Source organism: Roseomonas sp. KE0001, assembly GCF_016107285.1.
Taxonomy (GTDB): Bacteria; Pseudomonadota; Alphaproteobacteria; order Acetobacterales; family Acetobacteraceae; genus Pseudoroseomonas.
The window spans coordinates 340,447-361,056 of the sequence record NZ_RCVQ01000003.1 but is presented as its reverse complement, the minus strand read 5'-3'; the positions used below and the strand labels follow the sequence as shown (position 1 = coordinate 361,056).

General features: G+C 73.6%; 22 protein-coding genes. 6 read left to right on the top strand and 16 right to left on the bottom strand.

All coding sequences use genetic code 11. The annotated features are described in order from the left end of the window. Nucleotides 1-2: 2 nt before the first annotated feature. From D9598_RS08200 to D9598_RS08170, 7 genes are all read right to left on the bottom strand, one after another. On the bottom strand, nucleotides 3-686 hold the full coding sequence (locus D9598_RS08200) for a hypothetical protein (protein ID WP_198365965.1): 684 nt from the start codon (nucleotides 684-686) through the stop codon (nucleotides 3-5). Nucleotides 687-811: 125 nt separating this feature from the next. Further along, complete coding sequence (locus tag D9598_RS08195; RefSeq protein WP_198365964.1) at nucleotides 812-1,417, bottom strand: ABC-type transport auxiliary lipoprotein family protein; 606 nt, start codon at nucleotides 1,415-1,417, stop codon at nucleotides 812-814. A gap of 38 nt (nucleotides 1,418-1,455) precedes the next feature. Further along, complete coding sequence (locus D9598_RS08190) at nucleotides 1,456-2,475, bottom strand: MlaD family protein (protein WP_198365963.1); 1,020 nt, start codon at nucleotides 2,473-2,475, stop codon at nucleotides 1,456-1,458. Between the two features lie 3 nt (nucleotides 2,476-2,478). Then, nucleotides 2,479-3,264, bottom strand: a complete 786-nt coding sequence (locus D9598_RS08185; protein WP_198365962.1) for an ABC transporter ATP-binding protein — start codon at nucleotides 3,262-3,264, stop codon at nucleotides 2,479-2,481. Next, nucleotides 3,264-4,370, bottom strand: a complete 1,107-nt coding sequence (locus tag D9598_RS08180; RefSeq protein ID WP_198365961.1) for an ABC transporter permease — start codon at nucleotides 4,368-4,370, stop codon at nucleotides 3,264-3,266. Before D9598_RS08180 ends, D9598_RS08185 begins: the two co-directional genes overlap by 1 nt. A 34-nt stretch (nucleotides 4,371-4,404) precedes the next feature. After that, on the bottom strand, nucleotides 4,405-5,673 hold the full coding sequence (locus D9598_RS08175) for an NAD(P)/FAD-dependent oxidoreductase (RefSeq protein WP_198365960.1): 1,269 nt from the start codon (nucleotides 5,671-5,673) through the stop codon (nucleotides 4,405-4,407). Between the two features lie 17 nt (nucleotides 5,674-5,690). Beyond that, nucleotides 5,691-6,152 (bottom strand): YccF domain-containing protein, encoded by a 462-nt coding sequence (locus D9598_RS08170; RefSeq protein ID WP_198365959.1) that lies wholly within the window; start codon nucleotides 6,150-6,152, stop codon nucleotides 5,691-5,693. Between the two features lie 180 nt (nucleotides 6,153-6,332). Between D9598_RS08170 and D9598_RS08165 the strand changes: the two genes are divergently transcribed. After that, complete coding sequence (locus D9598_RS08165) at nucleotides 6,333-8,657, top strand: molybdopterin guanine dinucleotide-containing S/N-oxide reductase (RefSeq protein ID WP_232477019.1); 2,325 nt, start codon at nucleotides 6,333-6,335, stop codon at nucleotides 8,655-8,657. A gap of 175 nt (nucleotides 8,658-8,832) precedes the next feature. On the opposite strand, the gene D9598_RS08160 is transcribed toward D9598_RS08165, so the two are convergent. Continuing rightward, nucleotides 8,833-9,702 (bottom strand): DMT family transporter, encoded by an 870-nt coding sequence (locus D9598_RS08160; protein ID WP_370591964.1) that lies wholly within the window; start codon nucleotides 9,700-9,702, stop codon nucleotides 8,833-8,835. Between the two features lie 115 nt (nucleotides 9,703-9,817). Between D9598_RS08160 and D9598_RS08155 the strand changes: the two genes are divergently transcribed. The 4 genes from D9598_RS08155 (at nucleotide 9,818) to D9598_RS21360 (ending at nucleotide 13,516) form a co-directional block, all read left to right on the top strand. Then, nucleotides 9,818-10,879, top strand: a complete 1,062-nt coding sequence (locus tag D9598_RS08155) for a quinone-dependent dihydroorotate dehydrogenase (RefSeq protein ID WP_198365958.1) — start codon at nucleotides 9,818-9,820, stop codon at nucleotides 10,877-10,879. Next, a complete protein-coding gene (locus D9598_RS08150; RefSeq protein WP_198365957.1) occupies nucleotides 10,876-11,733 on the top strand; it encodes a TIGR01459 family HAD-type hydrolase in 858 nt (285 codons plus the stop codon). Before D9598_RS08155 ends, D9598_RS08150 begins: the two co-directional genes overlap by 4 nt. A gap of 125 nt (nucleotides 11,734-11,858) precedes the next feature. Beyond that, nucleotides 11,859-13,094: a multidrug effflux MFS transporter gene (locus tag D9598_RS08145; protein WP_198365956.1), complete on the top strand. Its 1,236-nt coding sequence runs from the start codon at nucleotides 11,859-11,861 to the stop codon at nucleotides 13,092-13,094. Nucleotides 13,095-13,171: 77 nt separating this feature from the next. Continuing rightward, nucleotides 13,172-13,516, top strand: coding sequence for an Hpt domain-containing protein (locus D9598_RS21360; RefSeq protein ID WP_198365955.1), 345 nt, complete (start codon nucleotides 13,172-13,174; stop codon nucleotides 13,514-13,516). Nucleotides 13,517-13,522: 6 nt separating this feature from the next. On the opposite strand, the gene D9598_RS08135 is transcribed toward D9598_RS21360, so the two are convergent. The 5 genes from D9598_RS08135 to D9598_RS08115 all read right to left on the bottom strand — a co-directional run bounded on the left by D9598_RS08135 (nucleotide 13,523) and on the right by D9598_RS08115 (nucleotide 18,719). Next, the gene (locus tag D9598_RS08135) at nucleotides 13,523-14,275 is read right to left on the bottom strand and encodes an SDR family NAD(P)-dependent oxidoreductase (protein WP_198365954.1); all 753 of its coding nucleotides are present in this window, start codon (nucleotides 14,273-14,275) and stop codon (nucleotides 13,523-13,525) included. A gap of 77 nt (nucleotides 14,276-14,352) precedes the next feature. Beyond that, nucleotides 14,353-15,084, bottom strand: coding sequence for a M48 family metallopeptidase (locus D9598_RS08130; RefSeq protein WP_198365953.1), 732 nt, complete (start codon nucleotides 15,082-15,084; stop codon nucleotides 14,353-14,355). A gap of 23 nt (nucleotides 15,085-15,107) precedes the next feature. Further along, entirely contained in the window at nucleotides 15,108-17,645 is a 2,538-nt protein-coding gene (locus D9598_RS08125) for a response regulator (RefSeq protein ID WP_198365952.1), read from the bottom strand. Between the two features lie 197 nt (nucleotides 17,646-17,842). Next, the gene (locus D9598_RS08120) at nucleotides 17,843-18,157 is read right to left on the bottom strand and encodes a cupin domain-containing protein (protein WP_198365951.1); all 315 of its coding nucleotides are present in this window, start codon (nucleotides 18,155-18,157) and stop codon (nucleotides 17,843-17,845) included. A gap of 43 nt (nucleotides 18,158-18,200) precedes the next feature. Further along, on the bottom strand, nucleotides 18,201-18,719 hold the full coding sequence (locus tag D9598_RS08115) for a YcgN family cysteine cluster protein (RefSeq protein WP_198365950.1): 519 nt from the start codon (nucleotides 18,717-18,719) through the stop codon (nucleotides 18,201-18,203). Nucleotides 18,720-18,770: 51 nt separating this feature from the next. Here D9598_RS08115 and D9598_RS08110 point away from each other — a divergent pair, with 51 nt between their 5' ends. Continuing rightward, nucleotides 18,771-19,265 carry an MmcB family DNA repair protein gene (locus D9598_RS08110; protein ID WP_304621599.1) on the top strand — a complete coding sequence of 165 codons (495 nt, stop codon included), beginning with the start codon at nucleotides 18,771-18,773 and terminating at the stop codon, nucleotides 19,263-19,265. A gap of 15 nt (nucleotides 19,266-19,280) precedes the next feature. Here D9598_RS08110 and D9598_RS08105 read toward each other — a convergent pair whose 3' ends face one another. The 3 genes from D9598_RS08105 to D9598_RS08095 are packed head-to-tail and all read right to left on the bottom strand — an operon-like array spanning nucleotide 19,281 to nucleotide 20,527. Then, nucleotides 19,281-19,634 carry a DUF952 domain-containing protein gene (locus D9598_RS08105; protein ID WP_198365949.1) on the bottom strand — a complete coding sequence of 118 codons (354 nt, stop codon included), beginning with the start codon at nucleotides 19,632-19,634 and terminating at the stop codon, nucleotides 19,281-19,283. 10 nt (nucleotides 19,635-19,644) lie between these two features. Then, nucleotides 19,645-20,106: a cell wall hydrolase gene (locus tag D9598_RS08100; RefSeq protein ID WP_198365948.1), complete on the bottom strand. Its 462-nt coding sequence runs from the start codon at nucleotides 20,104-20,106 to the stop codon at nucleotides 19,645-19,647. A 37-nt stretch (nucleotides 20,107-20,143) separates the two neighbouring features. Continuing rightward, the gene (locus tag D9598_RS08095; RefSeq protein WP_198365947.1) at nucleotides 20,144-20,527 is read right to left on the bottom strand and encodes a hypothetical protein; all 384 of its coding nucleotides are present in this window, start codon (nucleotides 20,525-20,527) and stop codon (nucleotides 20,144-20,146) included. Nucleotides 20,528-20,610 lie beyond the last annotated feature (83 nt).

Sequence of the window (20,610 nt, the reverse complement as noted above, 5' to 3'; positions counted from 1 at the left end):
CTTCAGGGGCGGGAGTCGAGCAGGGCAAAGCGCGCGACCTGCCACGCGCCCGCCCGCCGGTCCAGATCCAGGCTGAGGCCGCCCCGCCCGTTCGCCGGCCCGATCTCCAGCCGCACGCTCGACCAGCCGGTGGCGGCGATGCTGTGGATCCGCTCCAGGGCCGGCAGGGCGGGATCGCGCAGCCAGCCGGGGCCGGACTGCCGCGCCACGACCAGGCGCCGCATCGCCTCCGGATCGCTCCAGCCGCTGCGCAGATCCTGCGCCAGCATGTCCAGGTAGCGGCCGGCGCCGCCGGGGCGGCTGGCGGCGATGGCGGGCATCGGCCTGGCCGCGAACTGGCCGGGGCTCGCCTGCAGCGTCTCCAGCAGGGTGCCGACATCGGGCCGCAACCAGAGCTGCGCGATGGCCAGCGCCGGCTCCAGGCGCGGCGCGGCCAGCACGCCCAGCCCCATGGCGCCGAGCAACAGCATCAGCCAGCAGCCCAGCCTGAGGCCGGGATGCGCCACCGGCGGCGGGCCCGTCACGCTCATCCGCCGGGCCAGCGCCTCGTCGGCCTCCAGCACATCGGCGTCGGAGGGCCCGAGCAGGTCGAGGATCGCGGCGTCGCTGAGCCGCGGCGCCGCAAGGGTGGCCCGACCCACGTCATAGGCCTGCCAGACCTCGTCCCAGCTATCGCCCTCGGCCATCAGGCACCGCCGCCCTGCAGGGGCCGGCTGTGGAACCGTCTCATGTGGAGCACCTTCTCCGCCGCGAATTCTCCTTTTCGAGACTATCGGACGGCAGGTTGCCGGAGGGTTAAGCGCCGGGGGTGTCAGGCGTAGCGGGCGAGCCTGCGCTCCAGCTGCGTCAGGGCATCGGCCATCGCCATCGTCATCGCCTGGGCCAGCGCCTCGGGCGGCAGCGGCCGCCCGGCCGGCAGCGGCGCCCGGCCTCGCGCCGAGATCTGCGCCAGCAGCCGGGGCGCATTGCCCCCGTCCTGGCTGAGCACGCCGGAGATGCCCGCCCGCGCCTCGCCGGCGCCCAGATCGGCGATCAGCGTGGTCAGCTCGCTCTCCAGGATCAGATCCGCCCGCACCCGGCTGCCCGGCGCCAGCACGGCGGCGAACAGGCCCGAGCGCGCCAGCCAGCGGCGCGTCGCCTCCTCCGCCAGCTCCACCGGCGGCGCGCTCCATTCGGCGTAGAAATCCACCGCTTCCGTGCCGTCCTCCCGCCGGCTCCGCAGGCCGCGCACGTCCTGCCCGGGTGCCGCGCGCATCAGCCGCACCAGCAGGACCCGGCGGCGGCGCGGCGCGGCGGGGCCTCCCGGGCGGACCGGGTCCAGCGGGAAGCGCAGGGTCTCGACATAGGGCCGGTCCGGCAGCACCGAGCAGGCGGCCAGGGCCGGCAGGGCCAGCAGGAGCAGGTGGCGGCGGTTCATGCGGGGCTTCCCCTCGTTCGTCTGGCGCTGGAGACGTGTCAGCGGCTGGGCGGTGGCGGCGGGGCGCCGAAGAGCGCGGCGCCGGGGGCGCGGCGCAGGGTCTCGGTCGTGTCGCGCAGATTGCTCACCACCGCCCGGAGATCGCGCAGCAGCGGCCCGAGATCGGCGTTCGCGTCCTGCGTCGTGTTGCGGGCGGAGCGCGCCGTCTGCTCCAGTGCCGTGATCACCGTCGGCAGCCGGCTCATCGAGCGGCGCAGCTCATCGGCCGCCGCGGCGGCGTTGTTCAGCGCCGCCTTGGTCTCCGGGCCGCCGGCCAAGGCGCGAAGGTCGCCGGCGGCGCCGCGCAGCTCGGCCACCAGACCGGGAAGATCGGTCGCGTTCAGCATGACGCGCAGGCTGCTCACGGTGTCGGCCGTCTCGTGCAGGATGCGCGCCAGGTCGCCATCGCTGATCTGCGTGCGGGCGCTGCTGACGATGGCGCTGACATCGGTCAGCAGCTGCTCCAACGGCGCCTGCTGGATGCGGCTCAGCACCGTCTCGGCCAGGTTCTGCACCTGCGCCACGGTGGAGGGCATGGCGGGGATCACCGGAAAGGAGGGCCGCCAGGGCAGCGGCCGGTCGGGAAAGCGCTCGGGATTGACGAAGTCGAGCTCGATATAGTTGACGCCGGTGATGCCCTGGCTCGAGAGGCGCGCGCGCAATCCGTTCCGCACCGCCTGCAGCGCATCCTCGACGTTGTCCAGGGTCGCCCGCTTCGGGTCCAGCGCCATCCGCACCAGGACCTGCTGGAAGGCCTCCATCGCCTCGTTGCGGCTGGTCGGCGGATACTCGGCGTTCACCAGGCCGATCTCGCTCACCTGGCCGATCTGCACGCCGCGGTAGCGCACGGGCGCGCCGACCTCGAGGCCGGTGACGCTTTCCTGGATATAGGTCTCGAACACCAGGTTCTGCCGCCCGAAACCGCCGCCGGTCAGGAAGAGCACGAAGCCCAGGCCCAGCACCAGGCCGGCGAGGATCAACGCGCCGACGCGGACATAGAGGCTGCGGGATGTCGCCATGGCTCAGGCCGCCTCCCGGCGGAAGAAGGCGCGCACGGTGGGATGCGTCGCGTGGTCGCGCAGCTCGCGCGGGTCGCCCTCGGCGATCATGCCCTTGGCCTGCTTGTCCAGCATGATGCAGCGATCTCCGATGGCCAGAATGCTCTGCAACTCGTGCGTCACCACGACGAAGGTGGTGCCGAGGTCGCGTGCCAGGTCGCGGATCAGCTGGTCGAGCCCGGCGGAGGTGATGGGGTCGAGCCCGGCGGAGGGCTCGTCGAGGAAGAGCAGCGGCGGGTCGAGCGCCATGGCGCGGGCGATGCCGGCGCGCTTCGCCATGCCGCCGGAGATCTCGGCCGGCAGGCGGTCGGCGGCATCCGACAGGCCGACGAGGCCGAGCTTGACCCGCGCCACCTGCTCGCGCGCCGCCGGCGGCAGGCGGGTGTGCTCCTCCAGCGGCAGCATGACGTTCTCCAGCAGGGTCATCGAGCCGAAGAGCGCGCCCGATTGCCACATCACCCCGAGCCGGGACAGCAGCGCCCGCCGCGCCCGGCCGTCGGCCGCCCCGAGATCCTCGCCCAGGATGCGGATCTCGCCCGCGGTCGGCGGATAGAGGCCGATCAGCAGCTTCAGCAGGGTGGACTTGCCGCAGCCGGAGCCGCCCAGGATGACGAAGACCTCGCCCCGCCCGACCTGGAAGGTCACGTCCCGGAACAGGGTGTTGCTGCCGAAGGCCATGGCGACGCCCCGCGCCTCGACCACGGGGTCGCGCACCTCGACGCGGTGGATGTCGGAGGCGGAGCCGTCCATCACCAGCCCAGCCGGAAGAAGAGCACGGCGCAGAGCCCGTCCAGCACGACGGTGGCGACGATGCCGCCGACCACGGCCGCCGTGGCGGCATCGCCCACCGCGCGCGGCCCCCGCCCGGCCGAGAGCCCGGCGCGACAGCCGATCATGGCGATGGCCAGGCCGAAGAGCACCGACTTGCCGAGCCCGCCGATGAGGCTGCCGAGCGTCAGCCACTGCTCCAGCTGGTTCAGCACCAGCGCCGTCGGGAAGCCGAGGGCGATCATCACCGCGGTCATGCCGGCGAGGCCCGAGAGGTTCATCACCAGGGTCAGCACCGGCATCACCAGCATGGCGGCCAGCAGGCGGGGCAGCACCAGCATGGCCATGGGATCGACGCCCATGATGCGCAGCGCGTCGATCTCCTCGTTCACCGTCATGGTGCCGAGCTCGGCCGCATAGGCCGAGCCGGTGCGGCCGGAGAGGATGACGGCGGCGATCAGCGGCCCCAGCTCGCGGACCAGGGAGATGCCGACCAGGGGCGGGATGAAGATCTCGGCGCCGAACTGGCGCATGGGGATGGAGGACTGGAAGGCCAGGATGACGCCGATCAGCGTGCCGAGCAGCACGGTGAGCGGGAAGGCGCGCAGCCCCGCCTCGTCCAGATGGCGCAACAGATCGGCCGGGCGCATGCGGCGCGGATGCGGCAGGGCGGCGAACGCCATCACCACCGTCTCGCCCAGGAAGCCGGTGGATTCCCAGAAGCGGTGCCACAGGCCGACGCCCCAGGCGCCGGTGGCGGCGACGAAGGACAGGCCGCCGGGCGCCGCGGCCGGGCGGGGCGCCGCCAGGGCGGCCCGCGCACGCTCCAGCACCGCGCCCACCGATTCGCTCGCCCCCTCGATCGGCACCGGGTCGGCCTTCGAGGCGGCGGAGGCGCCGGCCAGGACCAGGGTGGCGCCGGTGGTGTCCAGCGCGGTGACCGCCGAGAGGTCGAGCCGGCGGGCGCCGGGCGCGGCGCGCAGCACCTCCCGCCAGAGCGGGCCGACACGCTGCGTCGTCAGCGGACCGCGCAGCCGCAGCGTCTCGTCCTGACGGTCGAAGCCCGCCTGTTCCGCCTGTGCTGTCATCAAGCGTAGCAGATACGCTGCATGGCAGGGATGGTTAAGGCTTGAATCGGACGTCCTCCGGTTGCAGAGCGGCCCACGCGGCAATGTGACCGCTTTCCCAGGCCCCCGCCACCGTGGCGGCGAGACGCGGGTGGCAGGCCTCCCCGGCGAAGCGCAGCCGCCCGCCGCCCAGGGGCCGGGCCAGGGCTGCGCGGGCGGCGGCGCGGCCGGGGCGGGCATGGGAATAGGCGCCGCGCGCCCAGGGGTCGCGCCCCCAGTCGCTGGCCAGCGGCCGGTCGAAGCGCAGCGCGGCGGCGGCGCGCCCGCCATAGGCCCGGCGCAACTCCGCCCGGGCATGGTCGGCGAGGCCGGCGGCGCCCTCCCGCGCCAGCGCCCAGGCCGCCTCGCCACCCAGGAAGCCCATCACGTGGTCGCATCCGAACGGCCAGGCGATGAAGGTCATGGCCGCCTCGTCCTCCGCCTCCACGCGCCGCTCCAGCCCGGCGAAGGGGGCGAGGTCCAGCCGGTCCTCCCCGGCCGCGCGCAGGCCGATCTTGCTCAGCAGGCCGAGCGGCAGGTCATGGATCGCCTGCTCCGTCTCCGCCGGCAGTGGCGGGTCGAACCGGATGGCGCCGGCGGCCAGCACGGCAGTCGGCGCGGTGACGATGGCGGCCCGCGCCGCGATGCGGCCGAACGGCCCCTCCGCCACCACGCCGGGGCCAGACCAGGAGAGCCGCTCGACCGGCGCGCCGTAGGTGACGGGCAGCTCCGCCGCGAGCCCCGCCAGGAGCCCGCCGATGCCGTCCCGCAGCAGCAGGTTCGGCCCTGCGAGCTGGGTGTCGAGAAAGTCGCGCAGGTCCATGGCGGCGAGCGGCGCGGCGCAGATCACCGGCCCTTCCCAATGCGCCACCGTGGCGTCCCAGAACCCGCCGCGCGGCGCGTGGTCGGCCACCGCGGCATCGGGCGCCGCCGTGGCGCGGGCGGCGCGGAGGCGGTCGTGAAAGGCGGCATAGGCGGCGTCGTATTCCGCCATCTCGGCCGCGCCGGCGGGCCGCCCGCCGATCAGGCAGCGGTGGCTGCGCACCGCGTCATGGTCGAAGGCGTCGCGCGCCAGCGGGGTCAGGGGGTTGTCGCCGGCTTGGTGCAGCCAGGTGGCGCCGAGGTCGAAGGGCGCCCCGAGGGTCGCGCTCTCGGTCCAGGCGCGGCCTCCCGGGCGGTCCCGCGCCTCCAGCACCCGCACCGCGCGCCCGGCCGCGCGCGCCGCGCGGGCGGCGGCGATGCCCGCCGCCCCGGCGCCGATCACCAGAAGGTCGGGGTCACTCACGCCAACGCCTCTGCGCCTCAGCCGCCGCGCTGCCGGGACAGCGCCTCCTGCCCGCGGCCCAGCGCGATGGCATCGGCCATCGCATTCGGCACCACCCGCTTGCCGACCGGGAAGATGGCGGCGGCGGCGAGCTTCAGGTGCGCCCAGGCGAAGGGCAGACCGATGATGGTCACCGCCGAGGCGGCGGCCAGGGTCAGGTGCGAGATGCAGAGCCAGATGCCGGCCAGCAGGAACCAGATCAGGTTGGCCAGCAGGCCGAGCGGGCCGGTGCCCAGGGATTCGAGGCCCGTCAGGTCCTTGCGCGAGACGATCTGCCGGCCGAAGGGCAGGAAGCTGTAATGCGCCAGGGTCAGGCAGGCGCGCGCCCAAGGCAGGCCGATGATGGTGACGGCCATCACCGCCGCCGCGAGCAGCCAGAGCAGCGCCGGGATGAAACCGAGCCCGGGCACGTTCCACAGGATGTTCAGCAGCAGCGCCACGGTGATGCTCCTCTTCTCCCGCCCGCAATGCCGCGACCCGGCGGCGGGTTGCCGGGCTTCAGCGCGGCCTTTCGGACCGCTCTGCCTATATGGCCCTGGATATGGCCCCCCGCCATCCGGGATGACAGGCCCGCCCGTCCGGCGCAGACTGCGCCGCCGCCGCAGCAGAGAGGACGCAGCATGGACAAGCCGATGGACCGCAGCGGGCTTCGGCCGCATTCCTCGCACTGGGGGGTGTTCCGCGCCGGCTGGCAGGATGGCACGCTCGTCGTCGAGCCGCATCCGGGCGATCCCGACCCCTCGCCGATCCTGCAGAACTTCCCGAAGGCGCTCCGCCACCGCGCCCGCATCGCGCGACCGATGATCCGGCGCGGCTGGCTGGCGAACGGTCCCGGCCCCAGCGACCGACGCGGGCGGGACGAGTTCGTCGCCGTCTCCTGGGACAGGGCGCTGGACCTGCTGGCCGGCGAGCTGGCCCGGCTGCGCGACACGCGCGGCCCGCAGGCGATCTTCGGCGGCTCCTACGGCTGGTCCTCGGCCGGGCGCTTCCACCACGCGCAGAGCCAGATCCACCGCTTCCTCAACATCGCGCTCGGCGGCTATGTGCGCTCGGTCAACAGCTACAGCGCCGGCGCCGCCAACGTCATCATCCCGCATGTCCTCGGCCCCTTCGAGCCGGTGACGCGGCACAGCATCACCTGGGAGCAGGTGATGGAACACACCCAGATGGTGCTGGCCTTCGGCGGCATGGCGGTGAAGAACAGCGCGGTCGCGGGTGGCGGCGTCAGCCAGCACATCGAGCGCGGCGCGATGGGGACCGCGGCGGCGCGCGGCTGCCGCTTCGTGCTGATCAGCCCGCTGCGCGACGACCTGCCGGAGGAGGCGGGCGCCGAGTGGCAGACCATCACCCCCGGCACCGACACCGCCATGATGCTCGGCATGGCGCATACCCTGGCCAGCGAGGGGCTGCACGACCGCGCCTTCCTCGACACCTACTGCACCGGCTGGCCGGAGTTCGAGAAGTACCTGATGGGCCGGACCGACGGCGTGCCGAAGACCGCCGCCTGGGCCAGCGCCATCTGCGGCGTGCCGGAGGCGCGCATCGCGGGCCTCGCGCGGGAGGCCGCCGGCAAGCGCGTGCTGATCACCATGGCGCATGCGCTGCAGCGCGCCGAGCATGGCGAGCAGCCGGTCTGGATGGGCGCCGTGCTGGCGGCGATGCTGGGGCAGATCGGCCTGCCCGGCGGCGGCTTCAACTACGCCCTGGGCTCGATCGCGCATTACGGCAAGCGCATGGTGGCGGTGCCGGTCGCCGGCCTGCCGCAGGGCCGCAACAAGGTCACGGAATTCATCCCCGTGGCGCGCATCAGCGACATGCTGCTGAACCCCGGCGCGCCCTTCGACTACAACGGCCAGAGGCTGACCTATCCCGAGATCAGCCTGGTCTACTGGGCCGGCGGCAACCCCTTCCACCACCACCAGGACATCAACCGCCTGCGCCGCGCCTTCGCCCGCGTCGACACGCTGGTGGTGCACGAGACCGCCTGGACCGCCACGGCGCGGCATGCCGACATCGTCCTGCCCTGCACCATGACGCTGGAGCGGGAGGATATCGCCGGCTCGACCACCGATCCGCTGCTGGTCGCCATGCACCAGCTGGCCGAGCCCTACGGCGAGGCGCGCGACGACTACGCGATCTTCGCGGGCCTCGCGGCGCGGCTCGGCAAGGAGGCCGAGTTCACCGAGGGCCGCACGCCGCGCGAATGGCTCGCGCATCTCTACGACCGCACCCGGACGGCGCTGGCCGAGCGCGGCCTGCCCGCGCCGGATTTCGAGACCTTCTGGGAGATGGGCGAGCTGGAGCTGCCGCGCGAGGAGGATACCGGCGGCATCCTCGGCGCCTTCCGCCGCGATCCGGCCGCCAACCCGCTGCCGACCCCGAGCGGCAAGGTGGAGATCTTCTCCGGGACCATCGCCGGCTTCGGCTACGAGGACTGCCCCGGCCATCCGGCCTGGCTCGCGCCGGTGGACGTGCCGGATGCCGCGAACCCGCTCTGGATCGTTGCCAACCAGCCGGCGACGCGGCTGCACAGCCAGCTCGACTTCGGCGGCACCAGCGCCGACAGCAAGCGGCGCGGGCGCGAGGTGATGCGCATCCATCCCGCGGATGCCGCCGCGCGCGGCATCGCCGAGGGCGATATCGTCCGGCTGTTCAACGGGCGCGGCGCCTGCCTCGCCGCCGCCGCGCTGAGCGAGGCGGTGATGCCCGGAGTGGTGCAGCTCGCGACCGGCGCCTGGTACGACCCGGCGGACCCGGAGGAGGAGATGCCGCTCTGCGTGCACGGCAACCCGAACGTGCTGACGCGCGATGCCGGCACCTCCCGGCTGGCGCAGGGCTGCACCGGCCAGCTCACCGTGCTGCAGGTGGAGAAGTTCACCGGCAACCTGCCGCCCGTGCGCGCCTGGGACCCGCCGGAGGCGGCATTGGCCACCGCCGCCGAATGAGCCCGGCGGACGGCACGCCGCGCCGCCGGCATCGGCGCGGCTCCGCCGGCTGACCGGACGGGGCCGCGATCGCGAGGCGGTGCTGCGCGGCCCGGCCGGGCGAGGGTCGGCCCGGCGCCGGAGGCGGAGAAGGCCCCGCGGATCACCGGCGGCCGCTCGCCGGCGGCGTGCCTCGTCACGCCGTTCCCGTTGCCCCGGAAGGCGTCCGCCGCGCCCGCTGGCTCATGACGCAGGCGGCGACGACGATGGCGCCACCGGCCAGGGTGGCGAGGCCCGGCAGCGTGCCCCAGATCGCCAGATCGGCCAGCATGGCCCAGAGCAGCGCGGAGAATTCGAGCGGCGCCAGCTGCGCCACGCTGGCGCGGCGGAAGGCCCCGGCGAGGCAGATGGTGGCAAGCCCCGCGAAGACGCCGTTCAGCGCCAGCGCCAGCCAGTCGGCCGGCGACGGCGGCACCCAGCCGGCCAGGGCGAAGGGCGCCAGCACCATCCCGCCCGGCAGCGCCGACCAGAGGATCAGCCGGGCGATGCCGGGCTCGTGCCGCAGGCCGCGATTGACCGTCAGCACCACCGCGTAGCTCGCCGTGCCGAGCAGCGCATAGGCATAGGCCAGCGGGCTGCCGCCGGCGGAGAGTCCCGGCGCCATGGCCACCAGCACGCCGAGGAAGCCGACCCCGCTCCACAGCCAGACGGCGCGTGGCGGACGCTCGCCCAGCGCCAGGGCGGCGAGGCCCAGCGTCATGAAGGGCGCGGTGAAGTAGACGAGATAGCCCTCGGCCAGCGGGATCTCGCGCAGCGCCTGGAAGAAGCCGATGGCCGAGCCCAGCATGCCGGCGGCGCGCAGCAGGTGCAGGCCGGGATGCGCGGTGGCCAGCGGCCCGCCCGCCCCCGGCCGGAGGAGCCGCGCCAGGAGCAGCAGCAAGAGCATCGTCCCCTGCCGGATCAGCACCACCTGGGCGACCGGGTAGCTGGCGGAGAGCAGCTTGCTGTTGGTGTCGAGCACGGCGAAGAGGCCCAGCGCGGCCAGCATCAGCAGGGATCCCTGCACGGCGTTCCATCCTCCCGGTGCCGCCCGGCTTCTCGGGCCTGGGCCGGCGGCGGTCAATCCGCCGCGCAAACGGGGCCTTCCCTTGTGCGGCGCGAAAAGGCACAAGCGGGCGGTCATGACCCCTGCCCTCGCCTCCGCCCTGATGCCGCTGATGCGCGGCCTCGATGCCGAACGTGCCCATGGCCTCGCGCTCCGGGCCCTGGCCCTCGGCCTCGCCGGCCGGGACACGGCCCCGGACGACCCGGTGCTGGCGACGACGGCGCTGGGCCTCGACTTCCGCAACCCGATCGGACTGGCCGCCGGCTTCGACAAGGACGCGGTGGCCGTCGCGGCGCTGATGCGCCTGGGCTTCGGCCTGGTCGAGCCCGGCACGACGACGCCGCGCCCGCAGGCGGGCAATCCGCGCCCGCGCCTCTTCCGGCTGCCGGAGGACCGCGCGGTGATCAACCGCATGGGCATGAACAACCAGGGCGTCCAGGCCTTCGCCGCCCGGCTCGCCGCGCTGCCGCGGCCGCTGCCGGCGGTGCTCGGCGCCAATATCGGCATCAACAAGGAAGGCGCCGATCCCGAGCGGGACTACCCCGCCCTCTATGCCGCCGTCGCCCCGGTCGCCGACTACGTCACCATCAACGTGTCCTCGCCCAACACGCCGGGGCTGCGGGACCTGCAGGGCGAGGCGCGGCTGGCCGCCATCCTGGAGGCCGTGGCCGCCGCCCGCGCCGCCGCGCCGCGGCAGCCGCCGGTGCTGGTCAAGATCGCTCCGGACCTCGCGGAGGACGCCGTGCCCGCCCTGGTCGAGACCTGCGCCGGGCACGGTGTGGCCGGGCTGATCGTCAGCAACACCACCATCGCCCGGCCCGCGAGCCTCGCCAGCCCGCACCGGGGCGAGACCGGCGGCCTTTCCGGCGCGCCGCTCCTCGCCCCTTCCACCGCCCTGCTGCGCCGCGTCTTCGGCCTGGCGCGCGGGCGGCTGACGCTGATCGGCTGCGGCGGCGTCTCCAGCGGCGCCGAGGCCTACGAGAAGATCCGCGCCGGCGCCGCGCTGGTGCAGCTCTACACCGCCTTCGCCTATGCCGGCCCCGCCCTGGTGCCGCGCCTCAAGCGGGAGCTGGCCGCGCTGCTGCGGCGCGACGGCTTCCGCCATGTCCATGACGCCGTGGGAGCCGATGCCCGATGAAGATCCTGGACTCCGTCGCCCCCCTCGCCGAAAGCCATGACGGCTTCATCCTCGACATCTGGGGCGTGCTGCACGATGGCGAGCGCCCCTATCCCGGCGTGCCGGAGGCTCTGGCCGAGCTGCGCGCGCGCGGCCGGCGGATCGTGCTGCTCTCCAACGCCCCGCGCCGCTCCTGGACGGTGCAGGCGGCGCTGGAGGAGATGGGCCTGGGCGCCGGGCTGTTCGACGGCATCGTGACCAGCGGCGAGGTCGCCTGGACCCTGCTGCGCGACCGCACCCACCCCTTCTTCGCCAAGCTCGGGACGCGCGCCTTCCATATCGGCCCCGAGCGCGACCTCTCGGTGATCGAGGGGCTGGACATCGCCCTGGCCACCGCCGCCGGGGAGGCCGATTTCGTGCTCAACACCGGCCCCGACTTCGCGCATGGGCGGCAGAGCACCGCGCCCTACATGCCCATGCTGGAGGCCGCCGCCGCGGCACGGCTGCCGATGGTCTGCACCAATCCGGACCGCGCCGTGATGGTCGGCGGGCAACGGCTGATCTGCGCCGGCGCCTTCGCCGACCGCTACCTGGAGCTGGGCGGCGAGGTGATGGAGATCGGCAAGCCGGACCCTATGGTCTACGAGACCGTGCTGGCGGCGCTCGACCTGCCGCCGGCCCGTATCGTCGCCATCGGCGACACGCCGCACACCGACCTCGCCGGCGCGGCCGCCATTGGGGTGGACGCGGTCTGGGCGCTGACCGGACTGGCCGGCGACAATCTCGGCCCCGATCCCTCGCCGACGCTGCTCGACGCCGAGGCGGCGCGGGAAGGCGTGGCGCCCATGGCGGCGCTGCGCAGCCTGCGCTGGTAGGAGCCGGCGCCCGGGGGCGGCCATGCTTCCGGCCAGGGGCATGGCTGCGCCCGGCGCATGGCGGGAAGATGCATCGTGATCCGGCCCGACTGGCCGGGAGGGCGGCCCGCCCCTAGGCTGGGGCCATGTCCCCGCGTGATATCGTCCAGGAAGAAGAAACACCCAGCGGTCTCGCGGCGCCGCCCCGCCGCGTCCCGAAGACTTGGCTGCTGACCCTGCTGATGGGCCTCGGCCCCTTCAGCATGCAGATCCTGATCCCCTCCCTGCCGCTGCTCGCGGGGATTTTCGCCGTTCCCTACACCACGGTGCAGATGTCGCTGACGATCTACCTGATCGGCATCGCGCTCGGGCAGCTCATCTATGGCCCGCTGTCCGACCGCTACGGGCGCCGCCCGGTGCTGCTGGGCGGGCTCGCGATCTATCTCCTCGGTTCTCTGGCGGCGCTGCTGGCTCCCAGCATCGGCCTGCTGATCGTGGCGCGGGCGGCGCAGGCCGCGGGCGGCTGCGCCGGCATGGTGCTGGTGCGCGCCATCATCCGCGATGTCTTCCCGCGCGATCAGGCGGCCAGCAAGATCGGCTTCGTCATGATGGGCATGACGGTCGCGCCGATGATGGCGCCGCTGCTCGGCGCCGAGCTGACGGCGGCCTTCGGCTGGCGCTCCACCATGCTGGCCTGCGTGGGCTTCGGCATCCTTCTCGGCCTGCTGGCCCTGCGCCTGCCGGAGACCCTGCCCGCCGCGCAGCCGCTGCCGGGGCTGCGCGGCATGGGCCATGCCTTCGTCCAGCTCGCCGCCATCCGCAGCTTCCGCTGCTACGCCGCCATCACCACCTGCACCACCGGCCTGTTCTTCGCCTTCATGGCCGGCGCGCCGCGCGTGCTGATGGAGGGGATGGGCCACACGCCGCGCGCCTACGCGCTGTCCTTCATGGCGATCTCGCTGGCCTTCGGCGCCGGCTCCTACCTGGCCGGCCGCTTCTCTTCCCGGCTGGGCCTGGCGCGGATGCTGCGGCTCGGCCTCATCGTCAGCACCGGCGGCGCCCTGCTGGCCGTGCTGGCGCAGGCGCTGCTGCCGCTGTCCATCGTCATCTTCTTCATTCCGATGTCGGTGGTGGCGCTCGGGAACGGCGTGTCGCAGCCGAACGCGGTGGCGGCCGCCGTCAGCGTGCGGCCGCAACTGGCCGGCACCGCGTCCGGCCTTGTGGGCGCCCTGCAGATGGCCTTCGGCGCGGTGATGACGATGGTGGCGAGCGCCGTCGAGCTGGGGTCGGGGATCGGCACCGCCGCCACCATGGCCGGCTGCGCCATCGGCGCCCAGCTGGCCTGGCGTGGCGCCCGGCGCAGCCGCGATCAGGACGAGTAGCGGAAGCCCCGCCCCGCCCGGCACAATCGCCGGCCCGACACATTGACCGAACGTTCCGGCTTTGCCACGGTCCAGTTGTGCAAGCCATTGATCCCACGACCGTCGCGATTCTGTCCGAAGGCCTTCCGCCGGATGTCTTCCTGACCATCCTGCGGACTTTCGAGCACGACCTCGCCGAGCTGGGCGAGCGCATGGCCGTGGCGCTTGGCGAGCGGGACATGGCGGCGTTCAGCCAGGGTGCCCACGCCCTGGCGGGCGCCGCAGGAAGCCTCGGTGCCCAGCGCCTGGCACATCAGGCCCGCCTGGCGATGCGCCAGGCCACGCCCGAGGCCGCGTCGGCGCTGCTGGCCGGCGTGCAGCAGGAGCTCCGGCTGGTGCTGGCCGAGCTTCGCGACCTGGCGGCGGCGTCACCGCCAGGCTGAGCCGCCTCAGCCGCCGCGCTGCACGCGGAGCGGGCCGAAGCTCTGGCAGACCGGCATCACCTGCAGGGTGTTGACATTAACCCGCGCCGGGCGGCTGGCCACCCAGTGCACCGCGTCGGCGATATCCTCCGGGGTCAGTGCCTCGGTCCCCTGATAGACCGAGGCGGCCTTGGCCTCGTCCCCCTGGAAGCGGACCCGGGAGAATTCCGTGCCGCCGACCAGGCCGGGCTGGATGTCGGTCACGCGCACCGCGGTGCCGAAGAGGTCGGCCCGCAGGTTCAGGCTGAACTGGTGCACGAAGGCCTTGGTCGCGCCATAGACGTTGCCGCCCGGATAGGGCCATTCGCCGGCCGTCGAGCCGATGTTCACCACATGGCCGCGATTGCGCGCGACCATGCCGGGCAGCACGGCATGCGTCACCGCGACCAGACCCTTGGCGTTGGTGTCGATCATGGTCTCCCAATCGGCGAGATCGGCCCGCTGCGCCGGTTCCAGCCCCAGCGCCAGGCCGGCATTGTTCACCAGCAGATCGATGTCGCGCCATGCCTCCGGCAGGCCGCCGATGGCGGCGCGCACCGCGGCGGCGTCACGCACGTCGAAGGTCAGGGGCAGCACCCGATCCGCGCCCAGCTCCCCGGCGAGGGCCTCGAGCCGGTCCGCACGGCGGCCGGTGGCGATGATGCGGGCGCCGTCCTGGGCGAAGCGGCGGGCGATGGCGGCGCCGAAGCCGGCGGTGGCACCGGTGACAAGAAGGATCATGAGGCAACTCCCGGGACGAGGATGAGGCCTCCGGTATGGCAGCGCCGGGCACGGCGGTGAAGCCGCAAGCCGGCGGCTCAGGCGCCGACGCGCAGCAGCCGCGGGCCGTGCTGGCGGAGCCAGGCCTGCGCCGCGGCGTGATCCGGGCTGAGCCCGGCCAGCGCCGCCCAGAAGCGGGGCGAGTGGTTCATCTCCCGCAGATGCGCCACCTCATGCGCCGCCACCGAGGCCAGCACCCAGTCCGGCGCCATGACGAGGCGCCAGGAGAAGGCCAGGACGCCGCCGGCCGTGCAACTGGCCCAGCGGCTGCGGGGGTCCTTGAGCCGGATGGCGCGCGGGGCGACGCCGAGGGCGCCGGCATGGCGCCGGACATGCAGGGCAATCCGCCGCCCCGCCTCCTGCCGCAGCAGCGCCAGCACCTGCCCGGCCAGCCCCTCGGCGGCGCCGCCCACCAGGATGCGGCCGGGCCGCAGCACCGCCACAGGCGCCGCCAGCGGCCGGTGCAGCACGGCATGCGGCGCATCGGCGAGCGGCACCACCGCGCCATGCGCCAGCCGCAGCGGCGGGCCGAGCGCGGCGAGGCGGAGCGCCATCCAGTCGGCATGGCGACGCAGCAGGGCGAGGCCGGCGCGGCGCCCGGCCCCGGCGGACAGGCCGGCCGGCAGGGTCAGCACCGCATGACCGGAGACCGGGTCCAGCCGCAGCGTGATCCGCCGCGCGCGGGGCGAGGCCCGCCACTCCAGCGGGCAGGGCCGGGCGGCGCCGGAGGCCGGCCGCAACAGCACCGTCTCCCGCCGCGGCGCCGCCATGGGGTCGCCGGCGCCGGCGCCGCTCAGGACATGGCGCGGCGCAGCACCGCTTCCAGCTCGCGCAGGCCATAGGGCTTGGTCAGCGCCAGGGCGTCCGGCATCTCGGCCGCCGCTGCCGCGCCATAGCCGGAGGCGAAGATGATCCGCAGCCCCGGCCGCCGCCCGCGGGCCAGCCGCGCCAGTTCCGGGCCGGACATGCCGGGCAGGCCGATATCGGTGAAGAGCAGGTCGAACTCCTGCCGCTCCATCTCCCGCAGCGCGCTTGGCGCGTCGCGCACGCCCACCACGCGGCAGCCGAGCGCCGACAGCATGTCCTCGCTGTCCATCAGGATCAGCGGATCGTCCTCGACCAGCAGCACGCGCCAGGTCCCCGCGGCGGCGGGCAGCGCGGCGGGCGGGATCTGCACGCGCGGCAGGGCGGCGGCGGCCAGGGCCTGGCGGCGGTTGTTCAGCGTGTGCCGGACCTTGCGCGCCAGATCCTCGCGCCGGTACGGCTTGGACAGCAGGTTCACGCCCGGGTCCAGCCGGCCGCCATGGACGATGGCGTTCTCGGTATAGCCGGAGGTGAAGAGCACGGCGCAGTGCGGCATCAGGGTCTGGACCTGCCGCGCCAGATCCGGCGCCCGCACCGGGCCGGGCATCACCACGTCGGTGAACAGGAGATCGATGGCGACGCCGCTCCGCGCCAGCGTCAGCGCGCTCTGCCCGTCCGAGGTGCGAAGCACGGTATAGCCGAGATCGCCCAGCAGATCGACGACGGTGGCCTGCACCACGGGGTCGTCCTCGACCACCAGGATGGTCTCGCTGCCGCCCTCCAGCGAGGCCGGCACCGCCGGCGCCACGGCCTCCTCGGCATTGTGGCTGCGCGGCAGGTAGAGGCGGATCGTGGTGCCCTGGCCGACCTCGGAATAGATCTTGATGTGGCCGTGGCTCTGCTTGACGAAGCCGTAGACCATGGAGAGGCCGAGGCCGGTGCCGCGCCCCTCGCGCTTGGTGGTGAAGAAGGGCTCGAAGACCTTCTCCAGAAGCTCCGGCGGCATGCCGCTGCCGGTGTCGGAGACGGCCAGCATGACGTACTGCCCCGGCTTCACGTCGTCATGCTGCCGGGCGTACATGTCGTCCAACATGGCATTGCCGGCCTCGATGGTCAGCCGGCCGCCACCTTCCATCGCGTCGCGCGCGTTGACCGCGAGGTTCAGCAGGGCGTTCTGCACCTGGTCGGGATCGGCCAGGGTGTTCCACAGCCCGCCGGCGATCACCGTCTCCAGCTCGATCGCCTCGCCCAGGGCCCGGCGCAGCAGGTCGTCCATGTCGCGCACCAGCCGGCCAAGATTGACCGCGCGCGGCTCGAGCGGCTGGCGGCGGGCGAAGGCCAGGAGCTGCGAGGCGAGCTTCGCGCCGCGATCGACGGCGCCGAGCGCCATCTCCAGCCGGCGCTGATCCTCGGCCGTCAGCAGCGAGCGCTGCAGCAGCTGAAGGTTGCCGCTGAGAATCTGCAGCAGGTTGTTGAAGTCGTGCGCGACACCGCCGGTGAGCTGGCCGATCGCCTCCATCTTCTGCGATTGCCGCAGGGCCACCTCGGTTCGCCGCCGCTCCGCCTCACTCTCCTCCAGCGCCCGGGTGCGGCTGCGCACCATGTCCTCGAGCCGGTCCTTGTAGCGCTCCAGCTCGGCTGCGGTGCGGTGCTGCTCGGTGACGTCGTAGCCGAGGACGAAGATGCCGCTCACCTGCCCGGCGGCGTCGAGGATCGGCTGGTAGATGAAATCGAGATAGAGATCGGCCAGCTCGCCATCATGCTGCTGCCGCAGCCGCGCGCCCATGGCGCGGGCATTGAAGGCCTCGCCGGTCTGGTACACCCGGTCCAGGATATCGAAGAAGGGCTGGCCTTTCAGTTCCGGCAGCGCCGCGCGCACCGGCTTGCCCAGCAGGTCGTCACGGCCGACCAGGTGGCGATAGGCCTGGTTGGCGATCTCGAAGACATGCTCCGGACCGCGCAGGAAGGCGCCGAAGGCGGGGGCCTGCTCGAGCAGGCGGTGCAGCAGGCTGCGCTCGGCGTCGAGGGCGAGGTTGACCTCCTGGACCACCTCCGCCCGCCGCAGCAGGCTGCGGCTCAGCCGCGCCGGACGATCCTGCTCATCCACGCGGGCCGCGCGGGAGCGCCGGAGTTCGGTGACGTCGTCGGTCTGCTGCAGGATGAAGGCCACCTCCCCGCTGGCGTCCAGCACCGGCGTGTGGGTGGCGCTCCAGTAGCGGTCCTCGAAGACCACGCCCCCGGCCATCTCCCGCGGGATGGCGTAGCGGATCAGGGCGATGCTGTGCGGCGTCCGGCTTTCCAGCACGGTGCCGAGGGATTGCCGGAGCTGGCGCTCGGCCTTGCCACCCGCGTCGTGCGGCCCGCTGGGAAAGGCCTGGAAAAGGTTGCGATTCAGGATGTCGGCGGCGCTGCGCCCGGTCGCCGAGAGATAGGCGCGGTTCGCCCAGACCAGCGTCAGCTCGGGATCGAGCACCATGTAGGGGTGCGGCGCCGCGTCGAGGAGCGCCATGAAATCCGGCTGCTTCATGGCGCCGGCCGCCCCGCGCGGCAGGACGGGCCGGAGGGGGGGAGTTCCGGGAGAGGGGTCACGTCGCGACGGGAGTGGGGGGACGACAAATACTCTCTCTGCGCCATGAGGCGTGGTCCGCTCCGCTCACTGCCGGGGTTGTGCGCGATCAATCTAGGAAGCCCGGGCGGGCGAGAGAAGCCCATCCCCGCCCCGCTTCAGCCCGGATAGGCCTTCATCTCGATCTCGACGAAGGCGAAAGGCGCATCGCCGTTGTTGATGACGTTGTGCTCCACGCCCGCCTTGCGCTCGTAGGAGACGCCGGGCACCAGGGTGACGCTGGCGGTCTCGCCACCCGGCAGTTCCAGCGTCATCTGCCCCGCCAGCACGGGGACCACCACGTAGGACCAGCCGTGGCGGTGCCAGCCGGTTTCGGAGCCGGGCGGAAAGTCCCAGCGGGTGACGCGCAGGTCGGAGGTGTCGATCTGCACCGTGGCGATGGCGGGGGCGCGGCAGCGCAGGGGCTCGCTCATGCGGCGCGGCAGTGGCGGCGGGTGGAGGGGGCGGGGTTTCGCATCAGGGCTTCTCCTCTTCTGCCGGGCTGGCGGTTGCCGGGCCGGCGGTCGGCGCCTGCCCGGACCCTTCCTCCGGCCATTCCCCCGGCCAGTCGGCCAGGTGATCCTCGAGGTCACGCACGGCGCGTTCCGGCACGGCGCGGCCGCGCACCGAGGCCCCCGCCTCGTGCACCGTCCCGGCCCGGCCGGAGACCAGCGGGTGCCACCAGGGCAGGTCCTTCCCCTCCGCCACCAGGCGATAGGCGCAGGAGGGGGGGAGCCAGTCGATTCCGGCCAGCCGTCGCGGCGTCAGCTTGACGCAATCCGGCACATGCGCCCGGCGGTTGGCATAGTCGCGGCAGCGGCAACTGTCGATGTCGAGCAGGCGACAGGCGACGGCGGTATGGGCCAGGGCCTCGGTGTCCTCGTCGCGCAGCTTGTGCAGGCAGCAGCGGCCGCAGCCATCGCACAGGCTTTCCCATTCCGCCCGGCTCATCGACGCCAGCGGCTTGATCTTCCAGAAGGGGGGTTCCGCGCCCATGGCTCCTCTTACACCAGCCGGGCTTGACGCGCCAAGGAACGGAGAGCGAACATGGAACGGATGTCCGGCTCCCCCTTCCCGCTCCTCACCCCTCCCGAACGCACGCTGCGGGTCTGCCGCGCCGCGGGCCGCCTGTGTGGACGGCTAGGTTGGGCGCCGGTGCTGGAGGTGCCGCTGCCCACGGGCCGGCGGCTCGATATCCTGGCGCTGGAGCCGGATGGCGGCTTCACCGCCATCGAGGTGAAGAGCTGCGCCCGCGATTTCCAGACCGATGCCAAGTGGCACGAATACCGGGAATGGTGCGACCGTCTGTTCTTCGCGGTCGATCTCGACTTCCCCCAGGCGCTTCTGCCGGAGGATGTCGGCCTGATCGTGGCGGATGAGGGGGAGGCGGCGATCCTTCGCCCGGCGCCGGAGCACCGGCTGCCGCCGGCGCGGCGCCGGTCGCTGCTGCTGCGCTATGCCCGGCTGGCGGCGGGGCGGCTGCAGGGCCTGTGCGATCCCGCCGGCGCCGCGGAGCTGCGCGCGGCACTGAAGGTGGAGTGAGGGCGCCCCGACCGCTCAGGGAATCTCGTCCGGGAAGAGATGCGTGCCGTCAGGCCGCAACGGCAGAGGCATGGCCCAGCGTACCGCCGGGAGCGGCAGCGGGCCGTAGAGATGCGGGAAGAGGCCGGGGCGTGCGCCGCCCGAAGGCTCCCAGCGCAGCGTGACGCCGAGCGCCGCCGCCTCGGCCGCCACCAGCCAGAGATCCGGCTGGCCGGCGCGGTGGCGGGCGGCGCTCTCGCGCAACTGCGCGGCGGTCGAGAAATGCAGGAAACCGTCCCGCGCATCCTCCGCGCTGCCGCGATAGATGCCGGCGGCGCGGGCCTCGCGCCAGTCGGCATCCCGGATCATGGTGTAGATGATGGGCTCCATGCCCGGGATTCTAGCCCTCCGAGGGCCGGTAGAACAGCATGCCGCCGATCTCGGCCAGTGGCGGCAGGCGCAGCGCCCAGTCGGGCATCTCCTCCGTGGCATGCGCATGGGTGGCCCCGCCGGTCGGGTCCATCAGTGCCCCGGCCGCCGCCCGCGCGGCGATGCGCCGGCAGATCGCCATGGCGGGGTCGCCGGGCGGAATGGCCAGCATCAGCATGTGCCGGATGTGGTTGCGGTTCCAGCAGGAGAACTGGAAGGGCGCGCGGCAGATGGCGGCCAGGCCCTTCCCCCAATGCGTCACCGCCCCGCTCTCGGCCAGGCGGACCCGGTTCATGATGGTCGCGGCCAGGGCCTCGATGGCCCGCACCGGGCGGGTGCCGGCCTCGGCCCAGAGGGTCATGGCCAGCACCTCCTGCGGCGTCCGGGCGCAGCTGGTCCAGGGGGCGTGATCGGGAGCGGTGATGGGCGTCATGGGCGTCCTCGGTCCGGCGGGCGTTCGGGGGGCGGGATCAGCGGGCATCGTCGCCGCGCCAGCCCTGGCGGGCGGACTGCACGGCGGCGGTGACGGTGGCGGCGCGGGTGACGGCGTCGAGCTTCTCCTCGATGCGCAGCAGGTGCTGGCTGAGGCGCTGGTCGACGTCTCGGATCAGGGCCAGCGGCACATAGGTCCGCGCCACCTCCAGCTTGAAGGCGGCCAGTTCGTCGCGGGTCCGGGCCAGGGCCTCGCCTTCCGCCCGGGGGGGCTGCGCGGGGTCGGCGAGGTCGGGCCCGGGGCCGGGCAGGCCGCGACGCAGGCCATGCAGCATCCAGAACAGGACGAGCAGGACCGGCGCCTGGACGGCCGCGGCCAGGGTGGTGGCCAGAGTCTGGGGTTCCAGATCGAGCGGGTTCATCCGGCCCTCCTTGGCCAGCATGAGGAACGGCGCCGCGCCATCGGCCCTGGGGAGGGTCGATGACACGGCGCCGTGGGGGAGCG